Annotated in this window: 13 protein-coding genes; 5 read left to right on the forward strand and 8 right to left on the reverse strand. The window is 54.6% G+C overall.

Going from position 1 to position 13126, the window contains the following annotated elements:
- Together kdpA and kdpF are read right to left on the reverse strand one after the other, a co-directional pair.
- A complete protein-coding gene (kdpA, locus tag ACFZPT_RS03075; RefSeq protein ID WP_034112535.1) occupies positions 1 to 1695 on the reverse strand; it encodes a potassium-transporting ATPase subunit KdpA in 1695 nt (564 codons plus the stop codon).
- 9 nt (positions 1696 to 1704) lie between these two features.
- Complete coding sequence (gene kdpF, locus ACFZPT_RS03080) at positions 1705 to 1794, reverse strand: K(+)-transporting ATPase subunit F (protein ID WP_003218754.1); 90 nt, start codon at positions 1792 to 1794, stop codon at positions 1705 to 1707.
- 390 nt (positions 1795 to 2184) lie between these two features.
- On the opposite strand from kdpF, the gene eat reads away from it, so the two are divergent.
- Complete coding sequence (gene eat / locus ACFZPT_RS03085) at positions 2185 to 3549, forward strand: ethanolamine permease (protein WP_034096554.1); 1365 nt, start codon at positions 2185 to 2187, stop codon at positions 3547 to 3549.
- A gap of 110 nt (positions 3550 to 3659) precedes the next feature.
- Positions 3660 to 3827 carry a DUF2897 family protein gene (locus ACFZPT_RS03090; RefSeq protein ID WP_012722955.1) on the forward strand — a complete coding sequence of 56 codons (168 nt, stop codon included), beginning with the start codon at positions 3660 to 3662 and terminating at the stop codon, positions 3825 to 3827.
- Between the two features lie 8 nt (positions 3828 to 3835).
- On the opposite strand, the gene ACFZPT_RS03095 is transcribed toward ACFZPT_RS03090, so the two are convergent.
- From ACFZPT_RS03095 to ACFZPT_RS03105, 3 genes are all read right to left on the reverse strand, one after another.
- Positions 3836 to 4684 carry a DUF1989 domain-containing protein gene (locus tag ACFZPT_RS03095; protein WP_099312458.1) on the reverse strand — a complete coding sequence of 283 codons (849 nt, stop codon included), beginning with the start codon at positions 4682 to 4684 and terminating at the stop codon, positions 3836 to 3838.
- Positions 4685 to 4698: 14 nt separating this feature from the next.
- A complete protein-coding gene (locus tag ACFZPT_RS03100) occupies positions 4699 to 5343 on the reverse strand; it encodes a GntR family transcriptional regulator (RefSeq protein ID WP_099312460.1) in 645 nt (214 codons plus the stop codon).
- Positions 5344 to 5469: 126 nt separating this feature from the next.
- On the reverse strand, positions 5470 to 5802 hold the full coding sequence (locus ACFZPT_RS03105) for a ComEA family DNA-binding protein (protein ID WP_099312462.1): 333 nt from the start codon (positions 5800 to 5802) through the stop codon (positions 5470 to 5472).
- Positions 5803 to 5999: 197 nt separating this feature from the next.
- Here ACFZPT_RS03105 and ACFZPT_RS03110 point away from each other — a divergent pair, with 197 nt between their 5' ends.
- Together ACFZPT_RS03110 and ACFZPT_RS03115 are read left to right on the forward strand one after the other, a co-directional pair.
- On the forward strand, positions 6000 to 7319 hold the full coding sequence (locus ACFZPT_RS03110) for a hypothetical protein (RefSeq protein ID WP_143506457.1): 1320 nt from the start codon (positions 6000 to 6002) through the stop codon (positions 7317 to 7319).
- 414 nt (positions 7320 to 7733) lie between these two features.
- Complete coding sequence (locus tag ACFZPT_RS03115) at positions 7734 to 8003, forward strand: Arm DNA-binding domain-containing protein (RefSeq protein WP_256593239.1); 270 nt, start codon at positions 7734 to 7736, stop codon at positions 8001 to 8003.
- Positions 8004 to 8424: 421 nt separating this feature from the next.
- Here the strand turns inward: ACFZPT_RS03115 and ACFZPT_RS03120 are convergent, their stop codons facing one another.
- Both ACFZPT_RS03120 and ACFZPT_RS03125 read right to left on the reverse strand, forming a co-directional pair.
- Positions 8425 to 9558 (reverse strand): acyltransferase family protein, encoded by a 1134-nt coding sequence (locus ACFZPT_RS03120; RefSeq protein WP_099312479.1) that lies wholly within the window; start codon positions 9556 to 9558, stop codon positions 8425 to 8427.
- Positions 9540 to 10568 (reverse strand): acyltransferase, encoded by a 1029-nt coding sequence (locus tag ACFZPT_RS03125; protein ID WP_099312481.1) that lies wholly within the window; start codon positions 10566 to 10568, stop codon positions 9540 to 9542. Before ACFZPT_RS03125 ends, ACFZPT_RS03120 begins: the two co-directional genes overlap by 19 nt.
- 735 nt (positions 10569 to 11303) lie before the next feature.
- Here ACFZPT_RS03125 and ACFZPT_RS03130 point away from each other — a divergent pair.
- Entirely contained in the window at positions 11304 to 12170 is an 867-nt protein-coding gene (locus ACFZPT_RS03130) for an acyltransferase (protein ID WP_099312485.1), read from the forward strand.
- Positions 12171 to 12315: 145 nt separating this feature from the next.
- Here ACFZPT_RS03130 and ACFZPT_RS03135 read toward each other — a convergent pair whose 3' ends face one another.
- Complete coding sequence (locus ACFZPT_RS03135; RefSeq protein ID WP_099312487.1) at positions 12316 to 13125, reverse strand: glycosyltransferase family 2 protein; 810 nt, start codon at positions 13123 to 13125, stop codon at positions 12316 to 12318.
- Position 13126 lies beyond the last annotated feature (1 nt).

Raw genomic sequence — 13126 nt, forward strand, 5'->3', positions numbered from 1 at the left:
TCAGAAGCCCATGCTCAGGTGTTCAGCAATCGGGCCCAGTGCCAGCGTCGGTAGGAAGGTCAGGCCGCCCACCAGCAAGATGGTCACGGTCAACAGCGTCACAAACAGTGGGCCGTGGGTCGGGAAGCTGTTCTGGCCAATGGGTGCGGCCTTTTTCATCGCCAGGCTGCCGGCCAGGGCCAGTACCGGGAGGATGTAGCCGAAGCGGCCGATCAACATGCCCAGGCCCAACATCAGGTTGTGGAACGGCGTGTTGGCACTCAGGCCGCCGAACGCTGAGCCGTTGTTGGCGCTGGCTGAGGTGTAGGCATAGAGCAACTGGCTGAAACCGTGGGGTCCAGGGTTGCTGATGGCGGAGGCCGGGCCCGGCAGGCTGGCGGCGATGGCACCGAGTACCAGCACGCCCACCGGCATCACCAGCAGGGTCACCACCAGCAGTTGCACTTCCTTGGCCTGGAGTTTCTTGCCAAGGTATTCCGGGGTGCGGCCAATCATCAGGCCGGCGAGGAATACCGCGATCAATACGTTGAGCAACATGCCGTACATGCCGGCGCCGACACCGCCGAAGATCACTTCGCCGACCATCATATTGACCAGCGCCACCATCCCGCTGAGGGGGCTGAGGCTGTCCTGCATGCCGTTGACCGAACCGTTGGACGCGGCGGTGGTGGTCACCGACCACAGCACGGTACCGGTGGTGCCGAAGCGCGCTTCCTTACCTTCCAGCGGTGCGGTTTGCTCCACGGCCGGATTGTTGAGGGTCGGGTTGGGCTGGTACTCGGACCACAGCGAAGTCGCGCCGCCGATCAGGAACAGTGCCAGCATGCAGCCGAGGATCGCGCGGCTCTGACGCAGGTCTTTGACGTAGTGACCAAAGGTAAATACCAACGCCACCGGAATCAGGATGATCGACGCCACCTCGAACAGGTTGGACCAGGCAGTCGGGTCTTCAAACGGATGCGCCGAGTTGACGCCGAAGAAACCGCCACCATTGGTGCCCAGTTGCTTGATCGCAATCTGGCTGGCGGCCGGGCCGAGGGGAATCACCTGGTCCACGCCCTGCAGCGTCACGGCATCAACGTAGTGAGCGAAGGTCTGCGGTACACCCTGCCACACCAGAAACAGCGCCAGTACCAGGCACAATGGCAGCAGGCCATAGAGGGTGGCGCGGGTCATATCGACCCAGAAGTTACCCAAGGTGCGTGCGGACTTACGACCGATCCCACGGCAGAGGGCGACCAGGACGGCAAGGCCGGTGGCTGCGCTGACGAAGTTCTGCACAGTCAGGCCGGCCATCTGGCTGAGGTAGCTCAGGGACGCCTCACCGCTGTAGGACTGCCAGTTGGTGTTGGTCATGAAACTGACCGCTGTGTTGAAGGCCAGCGTCCATTCCTGGCCTGGCAATTTCTGCGGATTCAGTGGCAGAGAACCTTGGAACACCAGGATCGAGAACAACAACACAAAGCCCGCAAGGTTGAACGCCAACAGGGCCAGCATGTATTTCTGCCAGCTCTGTTCCTGCTGCGCGTCCACGCCCGCCAAGCGATAGCAGACTTTTTCGACGGGCCCCAGTACCGGGCTCAGCCATGTGCGCTGGCCTTCCATCACCTTGTAATAGAACCGCCCCAGAAACGGCGCGGGCACCAGCACCACGGCGAAGAAGGCGATGATCAGCCAATAGTCATAACTGTGCATAGCCTGCTCCTAGTTCCGATCCGCGCGTAACAGCGCAACCAGCAGATAAATGAACAGCGCCACGGCCAATAGCAGTGACACCCCGTCCAGAACACTCATGGAAGTCCCTCCGTTTAGCGGCGAGCGCCGCGTGTGGGCCAATTGTCCGCAGGAGTGGTGTAAAGGAACGAGAGCGAGGGTGTGGGCGGGGCGTAAAGACGGCGTAAAGAGTGGGTTTATGCGAATGCTGGTGCCGGGGTGGACGCTATCGGGGGCAAGCTCCTCCAACATTTGGCCGGGGTGCATCCTAGGTCAACCTGTGGGAGGGGGCTTGCCCCCGATAGCGCCGGCCCGGCCACCGCCGCACCTAACTGGTGCAACACCACAAAACTTCAAACGCCAAACCATCCCCCACACGACAGTTGCGCCGCTTTACGACACGGTTGCGCGGCATGGCATGGCCGCTGCAACACCTTGAATCATTCCAACCCGTTCAAGGAGCGCCACACGATGAACACACAACTAAAACCCAGCTTGGGCACCCTGCATCTCTGGGGCATCGCCGTCGGGCTGGTGATCTCCGGGGAGTACTTCGGCTGGAGCTACGGCTGGGGTGTGGCCGGAACCCTGGGGTTCTTGGTGACCTCATTGATGGTGGCGGCCATGTACACCTGCTTTATCTTCAGTTTTACCGAGCTGACTACCGCGATTCCCCACGCCGGCGGGCCGTTTGCCTACAGTCGCCGCGCCTTTGGTGAGAAGGGCGGCCTGATCGCCGGGTTGGCCACGCTGATCGAATTCGTCTTCGCGCCACCGGCCATTGCCCTGGCCATCGGTGCCTACCTGAATGTGCAGTTTCCGGCGCTGGACCCCAAACACGCCGCCGTCGGCGCCTACATCGTGTTTATGGGTTTGAACATTCTCGGCGTGAAGCTCGCCGCTACCTTCGAGCTGGTGGTGTGCGTGCTTGCCGTTGCTGAATTGCTGGTGTTCATGGGTGTGGTGGCGCCCGCCTTCAGCTTCAGCAACTTCGCCCTAAACGGCTGGGCCGGCTCCGACACCTTCGGCGCCCCGGCGATTGCCGGCATGTTCGCGGCAATCCCCTTCGCCATCTGGTTCTTCCTCGCCATCGAGGGCGCGGCCATGGCCGCCGAAGAAGCGAAAGATCCCAAGCGCACCATTCCAAAAGCCTACATCAGCGGCATCCTGACCCTGGTGATCCTGGCCATGGGCGTGATGTTCTTCGCCGGCGGCGTGGGCGACTGGCGCACCCTGTCGAACATTAACGACCCATTGCCACAAGCCATGAAAACCGTGGTGGGCGACAGCTCCGGTTGGTTGCACATGCTGGTGTGGATCGGTCTCTTCGGTCTTGTGGCGAGTTTCCACGGCATCATCCTGGGCTACTCGCGCCAGTTCTTCGCCCTCGCCCGCGCCGGCTACCTGCCCTCTTCCCTCGCCAAGTTGTCGCGCTTTCAGACACCGCACCGCGCCATCATCGCCGGTGGCGTGGTCGGTATCGCGGCCATCTACAGCGACGGCCTGATCAACCTGGGCGGCATGACCCTGACCGCCGCAATGATCACCATGGCCGTATTCGGCGCCATCGTGATGTACATCATGAGCATGCTTAGCCTGTTCAAACTGCGTAAGACCGAACCGCTGCTGGAACGCACCTTCCGCGCGCCGGGTTACCCGATCGTGCCGGGCATTGCGTTGGTGTTGGCGGTGGTGTGCCTGGTGGCCATGGCCTGGTTCAACGCACTGATCGGGCTGATCTTCCTGGGCTTTATGGTGGTGGGGTTCATCTACTTCCAGATGACCGCCCAAGACCGCGCCGATGCACCCGCGGATGCAATGTTGACCGGGCTCTAAAGTTTTGAGGCAGAACAGGCCTACACTGAACTACTCAGAAAGCCTGTAACTCAAAGCAGTTATTCCCGTGGGAAAACCCTCCCACGGCAATCTGCCTCAAGGAGAGCGTTATGCCGTGGTATGCATGGTTGATTTTAGTGGTCGCGATCGGGTCAATCGTCGGTGGCCTGATGATGCTGCGAGACAGCGCCAACAAGGTTGAACTGACCGACGAACAACGCAAACGCGTGGCCGAGCGAAATGCGCAGGCGGATGCCAAGGATGCGCAGGATCGCTGAATCTTGTGTTACTCCCAATCCGCCCTGGCAATCTGCAAACCGTGCTGCCCTTTATAGGCAGCACGCTCCGGCTGGCTCCAGCCACTCAGCAATTCATCCCCCAATTTATAGATCTCCACACCCAGTGGTCGGCACACCGTCAGCGGGTCTTGCGCCTCCGGCCCCCACATTGGCAGCGACAAATCCCCACCCGGGCAGGTCGACAGCGCACACAGCAGATCGATCTCGGCAAAGAACTCCAGGTAATCACCCTTCTGCGCGGGGCAGGCTTTCATGAAGTACATGTCGTCATGATTGAGGCCCGTGCATTGGAAAATATTCAACACGTCATGCACATCGAACTCCGTCAGGCCGTGGGGTAACACCGCACGGGTCAGGTTCGAATGGCAGTGGTGATGGAAATCCTCGCCAGTGAGCATGCGATTTACATAGGGGTCACAACGCGTGCCCAGCAAATCGTGCAGGCGCCCACCGTGTTCATCGATGCCGTAGCTTGCCAGGCTGTCGTCGGTAATCGTGACTAGCGGTCGTAGAAATGGAAGGTTTGACCACAAGCGGTCGTGGGTGCTGACGTGGGCGCCTTGAAGTTGCCGAGTGCGGGCCGCCCACAGGCGCTCGCGTGGGTCATTGGCATTCCAGACGTTGAAGTCCCCCACCTGGGGCCCTACCGGCGTGGTCACCCGGAACATGTGCCCGGCAGGCACCTTCCACGCCCTGCCCGTGCGGATCGGCACCTCGAACTGCTCGATCAGGGTGCGCTGATCCTTGCTGTCACGAATGCGTTCATAGAACGCTGTGTTTACCTGCAGCGCCGAGCCTTTGCTGAACTGATAGGCGGCCGGATAGGCTTTGTACATGGGGCAATCCTCCATCAAGGGTGATCAAACAGTGCCAGGGAAAGGCGCTCGGAATCGTCCAGATAAAGGCTCATCGCCTCGCTGGCGGCTGGTTTGTTATCGCTGGCTAACAGCGTGTAAATCTCACGATCACGTTCCAGCCAGGGCGACTGGAAACGTTGCTCATCTGGCGCGGCGCAAAACACCAGGCGCAATTGAGCGATAATCTGAGCGAAGAAATCATCGAACAGCGGGCTGTGCATCAGCCCGACAATCTGTTGGTGAAACACCAGGCTGCGAGTGGCCACGGCGCGCCAGTCCTCACGTTCCCGCGCCAAAGTGGTGGCGTCGATTGCGTTTTGCATGCGCTCGGATTGGTCGTTGGTCAGAGAGCCGCTTTTGGCAATGGCTTGCAGCTCCAAGGTGCGGCGGACCACAAACAGATCGCGCACTTCGTCACGTTCCAGGCGGCGCACCATCACACCTTTGTTGCGCACATACCGAGTCAACCCCTGCTGCCCCAAACGATGCAAGGCTTCGCGAATCGTGTTACGTGAAGCGTTGTAGGCGCTGACCAGGTCGGCCTCAATCAACGGCATACCCGGCAACAGCCGCCCGCCGATGATATCGGCGCGTAGTTCCAGGGCGATCTGGTCGGCTAAGGACAAACTGGGCTTCATTCCATACCTCAAGATTGTTGAACAATCATTGACCTTGAAGTAACCATTTTTCATGCCAAGCTTGCTTAAAAGCGCAGTAAGAAGCTCAAGAGGCCGATTCATGATCGACCTCTTGAGCTTCGGCTTTTAGTTGATAACCAGCCTGTCGCGATTCTTCTCCAGCAAGGCCTTGCCGATGCCCTTTACTTCCAACAACTCATCCACTGAGGTGAAGGGCCCATTGCTTTCGCGAAAGGCGACGATCGCCTTTGCCTTGGAAGCACCAATACCAAACAGATCGCGTCGCAAGGTTTCAGCGTCGGCGGCGTTGAGATTGACCTTGGCAGATTGCTCGGTTTTGGTCATCTGTGCTGAGATGGGGGTCGTGGCTTCAGGTTTGGTGGATGGGGCTGCGGTGGTGGCGACAGAGAGGCAGGCGAGGAAGGCAAAGATGAGGGAGGAAAGGTAGGTGTTTTGCATTGGTGACGCTCCATGACATCGGTGAGAGAAAAAAGCAGCTTTTCCGAAGCTGCTTTTCTAACTTAGGCGATGGTTAGAGGGTGTCAAAAATGGGTGAGTAACAGAGTATGAATTATGCCTAATAGATGATTTCCCCAACGGCTCATGAGCCAATGGTAAAGTTGCACCTATATGAGATTCTGACCAAGGACTGCACGGTGAAAAAGCAATATTTGGACCTGATCGGATTGACGCTTTTCCTCCTGTCGATGGTCTCGATTTTCTCGTTTTATCCCGGTGCGATGACATGGGACAGCATGGACCAGCTCAGACAAGCGAGAGCCGGGGAATACAGCGATTGGCAACCGCCCACAATGGCTTACGTATGGAGTTGGTTACTACCCCTTACAGATGGTCCGGGAGGGATGTTCCTATTGCAGTGCAGTCTGCTATGGGCAACCGCGCTGATTTTATATAAAGCATGCAATAGAGAGGGATACTCCTATGGCATGCTTTTCTTGCTGATCCCTATTGTTCCATGGATTTTGAACTTCGAATTTACCCTCTGGAAAGATGTGGCCATGGCTTACTCTTGGGGACTGGCTACTGCGATCTGCTTATATTATAAAAACGACGAAAAATTCCCCAAGACTAGTGCACTGTTTGTCTCAATATTATTTCTATACGGCGCACTAGCGCGAACTAACTCTTTAAGCGCGGGAATCTTTCTGCTGCCATTCTTGATTAACTCAATTTTAAAAACTCATACCATTAGGTGCACAATATTTTCTATCTTCATCAGCGGCGCGATAATCGGTCTGGCGCACTCATGTGCCACCCCCTTAATTGGGGCAAAAAAAGCCAATTCAGTTAGTTATGTGATGTTCGATGATATCGTTGCACTCAAGGTCAGAGGCGTCGAAGTGCCTGTAAGCTTTTTGAGTCCGGACGACATAAATGCCATTAAACAGTGTGAGTACCTGAATGTTCATGAAGTAGGCGCCGCCTTTTGCCTGAGCAATGAAAAATTCACCGCCATCACCCAAGCGCATTACCAAGAACTCAAAGACGCGTGGGTCCAGTATGTTCCGCGAAATATTCTAACGTATGGAGCATTCCGGTTAAATGCTTTTTTAAACTTCATACGCTCTCCCTCCCTCCCTCCATATTACCCTACTGAATTCCGTGTCATGAAGCAGCCGTATGAGCCCAATGCAGGGACCAGATCGGTCTCGCCGGTAGAAAAATATACCGCTGGCTACGTTACAACCTCGATAAGAATATTTCCCGAACTGTTCAAACCTTATAGCTGGATTATCATATCCATATTATTGATTGGCGCATTTCAACTCAGCCGAAACTGCAGAAAACATTCACTTTGGCTTTTACCCATGTCAGGGCTATCCTACACGATAAGCTATCTACTCATTACACCGGCCAACGATCTGCGGTATGCCTATTGGATGATTTTTATAGCCACTCTTTCAATCGGTCTATTCATAAATATCCACTTTAAAAAACCGGCCACATCCGGTTGAGTTGAAAGCTGCGCGCCCTCGCCTCGGCCCAGGTTTTTTCTGGCGACAGACCTAAGGAGCGCAGGCGGTATAGCCTGCAGCAGTCCCGATTCGATAACGAGCGATGGTCCGAGTCAGAAGCTCTCTACCCGCTCCACATTCTTATTCCCTCCTTGCCCCACTCCCTACCGCGCCACACGAAACCCACGGCAATACTGAATAAGCCCGAATCCCTAATAATTCCCCGCTATTACCATTGTGTCCGCTTATCCTTGATTCTGTATATGGCGCGCACAATATCGAACCAAAACATACAAGAATCCAACATACACGATCCAAAATAAAGCGTCGGCCACTGGCCGAAACGCTGCTGGCTTCCCCTGAGCCGGAGGAAAAGGAATACCGCGAGAACTATGGATTGATCAGCTTTATTTCGTGGTCAGCAGCACAGGCCGCAAACGCTGGGAGCTTCGATTCAAGAAGTCAGATGGGACGTGGGGATGGCACAGCCTTGGCGCATATCCAGATATCACCGCCAAAAATGCCAGGGAGAAAGCGCAGGAAGCGCAGAGGCTCAATGCCGAAGACACCCACAAGGCAAAGTTGAAGGCTTCCAGAGATGCAGCCAAGGCGAACACGTTCAAAGCCGCTGCCGATCTATGGCTCGATAAAAGATCAAGGATGGCCGCGCCGAAAAGACCTTGACGGGAATCAATATCAGGATCTACATCGGCTCACTGGTCGGCCGCGCTACCTGTTCCCTTCATCGGGCGAAAGGCGCAGGTAGTTTCGGACGCTTCGATCAACAAGTGCTTTGCACTGATCGGGTACAAAGGGTGGATGACGGGCCATGGCAGCCGGCACACCTGCGAAACGCTGCTATCCGAATTTGGTTGGGACGATAACTGGCGCGACATGTACCTGGCTCATAAAAAGGCGGCGATCAAAGGGGTCTATGACAAGGCGATCTACCTACCCAGCAGAAAAACATGGTGCAGTGCTACGCCGACTATCTGGATACGGTGCGGGACGGCATGACCGAGGAGCAGCGCGCCGAATTCAAATCGATGGTGAACCAGGGGTAAAGAAAAGCCCGCACGCGGCGGGCTCTTTGCTGGTGACCTGGCTATTCCGTGGATAGCTCCTTCATGATCAGTGGCGTCAATGCAGTTTTGGCAAAGTAGATCGAGGCGGGCGGCGACAGGTGACCATAATCAAACGTCACTAATCCTGTCTTCCGGTCATTGCCAAGATACGTCATGCAACCATCTGCATTGCAAAATGCACTCAGCGCTGACAGATATTCAAACCCACCAGAACCACTAGAATACTTGGAGGCCAGCGCCCTGTCGGTGTCGAAGGGTGCGGGCAACAGGTTCTCGTTAGTGCGCCGCGGCGTGTTGTTCCAGAACTTGCGCACAACCAGTTGATTTAGGAACTGGTCATAGCGCGGTACTGGGCCAACCACAATCACCTTCCTGACTCCAAGAGCCTTGGCCCTTGCGGTAAGATCGGTCAAGTTATTCTTGGTGTCGTGCTGTTCAAGCTGGGCGATTACAAGCACCTGTGGCTTTTCCTTTGCCATCACCTCAAAGGCGAACTCATTGGAGCGGTCACAGTACTTCAATCCTCCTGTAGCGGTCCCCGGCAAGTTCGCCTCACAGCCAGAGCTTGCCACCTGCAATATGGACACGGATGGCGGGAGCGTCTTACTCAGGCCGTAGTAGTATTGCTGGGCATGTGAGTCACCCCAAAGCATGACTTTCGTGTCAGTGGTCGGCACGTAGCATTCGGTGTTGATCTGCTTGCGTGGCTCCATTGTGAAGCCGCCGGCACGGTAACGTTCGATGTCAAAGAAGTCACAGCCGAACCGATAGCCCTCAATAATCCCCTGGTTAGTGAAGTAGGCCCAGGCGGGCAGAGAGTTTTCGAAATACTGCGCATAGCTTTCGCGATCCTTGAGGCCGGCTGATAGCCCAGGGCGATTCATGAGCCCATTTTTGACAAACGTCACAGCACCAACGGCAGCAACAGTCAGGCCCAGCGCCAGCAATAACCCTGTTTTTGGAACCCGCAGCTTGGCGTTTCTGAAAGGTACTTCCACATACTTATAGGTGCCGTAGGCCAGCGACGTACTGGCGACCACAGCAATTACGCCGCTGATTATGCTCAGTTCTTCGGCGCCAAGAATGCGGATGTAAGTGATTACCGGCCAATGCCACAGATAAAGCGGGTAGCTGATCAGACCAATCCACACCATGGGCGGCTCGCCATCACCCTCCTGGTAAGCCAGGCATTTGGACCAGCCATTATCATGAGCGCTGACCCCGAGACTGGTAGCAATGCCCAAAACCCTGGGAAAGCCTTGTACTTGTCCACCACCACAACTGATGCGATCAGCAGCACTGCCCCGGCAATCGATACCAGATTTCGAACCTGCGCTGCGCCCTGGATCTTGTCGGCAGTAGAGGGGCGGAACACCGTGATGTAGGCAATGATGCTGCCGCACAAAATCTCCCAGAACCGATACTGCGGCATATAGAAGGCCGCTGACGGGTTCGTCCCCAGCTTATGAACATCGGCGCCCAGGGAAATGACCGCGAGCAAGACGATTACAGGCAGGACCGCAGAGCGCCAGCGCCACATGACCCAGGCTGCAATGGGGAACAAGATATAGAACTGCTCCTCGACTCCCAGCGACCACAAGTGGAGCAATGGCTTAAGCACTGACGATGTGTCGAAGTATCCGGCCTCACGATAAAGAACAAGGTTTTGGATAAAGCCGATACCGCCCGCGACATGCTTACCCAGCATCTTGAATTCGCCAGCCATCAGCGTGAACCAGCCGACCGCTAAGCAAGACACTAGGACAACAATAAGTGCGGGAAAAATCCGCTTTACACGGCGCTGATAAAATTCCAGAAAACTAAACGTTCCTGAATCTAACCCTTTGAAAATAATGCTGGATATCAAATATCCAGAAATAACAAAGAAGATATCAACTCCAATAAAACCACCACGCATTGCAGACGGGAAAGCGTGATATAGAACAACTGAAATTATTGCGAAAGCCCGAAGGCCATCAATATCTGGACGGTACTTCAAATGGTCATGAGCTTTCGTGTTGCCACTCACTGACGACCCTCTTGCATCCTTGAGTAGCGGAGCCTTCACATTCATTACGGTGCAATTCCATTGGCAGACCTTCGCTACAAGCGTGAAGCGAAGCTCAGTGTTCGTTGGCCTCGACTGGCCAATCTGGTCGCGCATGGCACTGCTGGCGGATAGCCCGTCGCAACCTTCGCTCAGTGACAGGGGCGAAGGCCAACAGTGCTGGAATATCAGACAACTGTCCCATAAAGCAAGATCTCCAACAGTGCTTGCGTATCAGGACGCATCAACACGTAGCCCCCGAAAGCGCGGTAAAACACCGGGTGAATTTCCGTCGTGACCGTATTCAGGTATCCTTATCGGGCCTGAACAAACTGCGCGTTCGTGACAAGACGTTCCCGGCGCCAATCAATAGCATTAATGCGCGGGGCGCTCGCTGCCACTTCGACCCGGTCGAGGTCGAGCATCTGGTTGAGGACAAGAAAGCCGCTCGGAACCAACAACCCAACGCCGACGAATAAGTCTTGGCACTACGGGGTCGGGCAATCCGCTACAGCTCCACGCGTTCTGTATGGACGTATAGATGGTGGCACGATCAAACAGCCTGCAAGCCGCGTAATGCGTGGACAATCACAAGTCCTCTTACGTACCGGGCGTGAGGGCTTCAGCACGAGCGTGGATCCGGTAGGATCCTTTACAGGGTAGCGACTCATAACCTCAAACCGCATCGAAGTCGATTAATCTCATGATCGAAAGGCTGCATATAGGACAGGTACCATACTCATATGATCTAATGACATGTTACTAATTAGACCGACGTCGGCGTTCGGTCGTGTTCCCAAGACGAATGCAGATAGCCCTGCCTGATCAAAAATAACCAAATGGATAGTCATTATGAGAAATTATGAGATTCACGGTATCGGCATTGTAAATATTGGTAAAAACTGTTCGATTGGAAATAACGTGAAGTTTATCTTCAAGAGTAACAGAACGCTAACCCTAGGCGACTATGTCATCCTGGGAGATGGTGTAAAAATCATCATTGAAGACGGCGATGTATCGATTGATGATTGGACCACCCTGCACGCAGACTGTCTTGTGTTAAGTACAAAGGGTGTAATAATAGGACAACACTGCTGGTTTGGCCAAAACTGTGTAATTGATGGCACAGGCGGCCTGATGATCGGCAATGGCGTTAGAGTCGGCATGTATTCGCAGATTTGGACGCACATAGCCGCAGGTGAACAAATTGAAGGCTGCCTTTTCTACTCCGCCGACCCGGTAGTCATCCTAGACAATGTCTGGTTGGTGGGCTCATGCACTGTCGGCTCTGGCGTCACGATTGGTAAGAGGGCCGTGTGTCTCAGCGGCTCGAACATTATCAAGTCGGTACCAGAAAACGTTACGGTTGCAGGCGCTCCCGCCAAAGTCAAAGAAAGTATCAACGCTTACACACACAAGTCGCTGGACGAAAAATTTGAAATGCTTCGCGATTGGATCAAGGACTTCTGCGATGAATCCAACCATGCTTTCGCGTTCAAAAATGAAGACAACGAAAAGCTGACAATTCACTCAACCGGCGACTTGAACGATCAAATCATTATGTTCAAGTACACTGAAAGCTACAGAGCTGCGGCCAATCAAGAAATCAAATCCAAAGCCTGCATCGAGAGCAAAACCTACACCAAAGGATTTACGCTTTCCGAAGAAAGGGTAATGCGTTACCTTTCCGGCAACAAAGCACGGTTTCTAAGGGATTAACTAAAACCGGCGTGCTTATTACCATCCAGTGATAAGCACCGGCTTCACGCCGACATAGGCTACCGATCCAACCACATAAACGCTACATCCCGATTCGACCTCAGGCGAACTGTTCATGTGAAAGAGCCATGGCAATATCGACCTGCTAACGCGGATTGTAATTACCGAAACATGACTTAAACAACACCGTCAAGACAGATAAATTACCCCTCACACTGCTAATTTTTGTCGGCACTTCACCTTTAGGGTATCGCCGCACGGTAGGCAGTTCAATACAACGATATCCCAACCTTGGGGCCCGATATGACAGGTAAGCGAGTAATTCATACGTCATAAAGATATCACGGAACACGGCCAACTTGGGATCCAGTAGCATTTTCCTGCTATAGGCCCGAAAGCCCTGAGTCGTGTCTGTCCACTTGAACCCGGAGAACAGGCTCAACATAGGAGCATGGATAAAGCGAATGGCGAAGTCTCTTGATTTAGGGGTATTTTCAGCCACGCCCCCTGCAACGAATCGCGAAGCTTGCACAAAATCAACGCCCTGCTCCAGCGATGCTATAAAGCGCGGAATGGCTTCTGGATCATCTTTATCATTACCATCAATGGTAACGATGCCCACATAACCGTGATCGAGCGCAAAGGAGTAGGCGCAACGAAGCTGTGCACTAAGTTTTCCTGCGGCCGTCTTGACCAATAGCCCCCGTACGCCAAGCGGCTCCAACTCCTGCAACTCCAGCGAGCCGTCCGTGGTGCCGCCATCGACAATGATGATGTCAGCAATATTCTCGACGTGAAGTGCGGACATCCTCGCGAGTAAACTTTTAATTCGCTCACCTTCGTTAATGACAGGGATTACGACGCACCAGGAGTGTTGGCGTCCAAGCCAGAGTGGGGTGTCAAACGCTGGCACTTGCCATGTTGCACGGACAACAGCAATATCCGAAAAGATCATT

The organism is Pseudomonas sp. MD330_10 (assembly GCF_042610415.1).
Classification (GTDB): domain Bacteria; phylum Pseudomonadota; class Gammaproteobacteria; order Pseudomonadales; family Pseudomonadaceae; genus Aquipseudomonas; species Aquipseudomonas rhodesiae.

Coding starts and splice junctions, on each gene's coding strand:
- kdpA (WP_034112535.1), bottom strand. CDS start 1,695: ATGCACAGTTATGACTATTGGCTGATCATCGCCTTCTTCGCCGTGGTG.
- kdpF (WP_003218754.1), bottom strand. CDS start 1,794: ATGAGTGTTCTGGACGGGGTGTCACTGCTATTGGCCGTGGCGCTGTTC.
- eat (WP_034096554.1), top strand. CDS start 2,185: ATGAACACACAACTAAAACCCAGCTTGGGCACCCTGCATCTCTGGGGC.
- ACFZPT_RS03090 (WP_012722955.1), top strand. CDS start 3,660: ATGCCGTGGTATGCATGGTTGATTTTAGTGGTCGCGATCGGGTCAATC.
- ACFZPT_RS03095 (WP_099312458.1), bottom strand. CDS start 4,684: ATGTACAAAGCCTATCCGGCCGCCTATCAGTTCAGCAAAGGCTCGGCG.
- ACFZPT_RS03100 (WP_099312460.1), bottom strand. CDS start 5,343: ATGAAGCCCAGTTTGTCCTTAGCCGACCAGATCGCCCTGGAACTACGC.
- ACFZPT_RS03105 (WP_099312462.1), bottom strand. CDS start 5,802: ATGCAAAACACCTACCTTTCCTCCCTCATCTTTGCCTTCCTCGCCTGC.
- ACFZPT_RS03120 (WP_099312479.1), bottom strand. CDS start 9,558: ATGGTGTGGATTGGTCTGATCAGCTACCCGCTTTATCTGTGGCATTGG.
- ACFZPT_RS03125 (WP_099312481.1), bottom strand. CDS start 10,568: ATGCGCGACCAGATTGGCCAGTCGAGGCCAACGAACACTGAGCTTCGC.
- ACFZPT_RS03130 (WP_099312485.1), top strand. CDS start 11,304: ATGAGAAATTATGAGATTCACGGTATCGGCATTGTAAATATTGGTAAA.
- ACFZPT_RS03135 (WP_099312487.1), bottom strand. CDS start 13,125: ATGATCTTTTCGGATATTGCTGTTGTCCGTGCAACATGGCAAGTGCCA.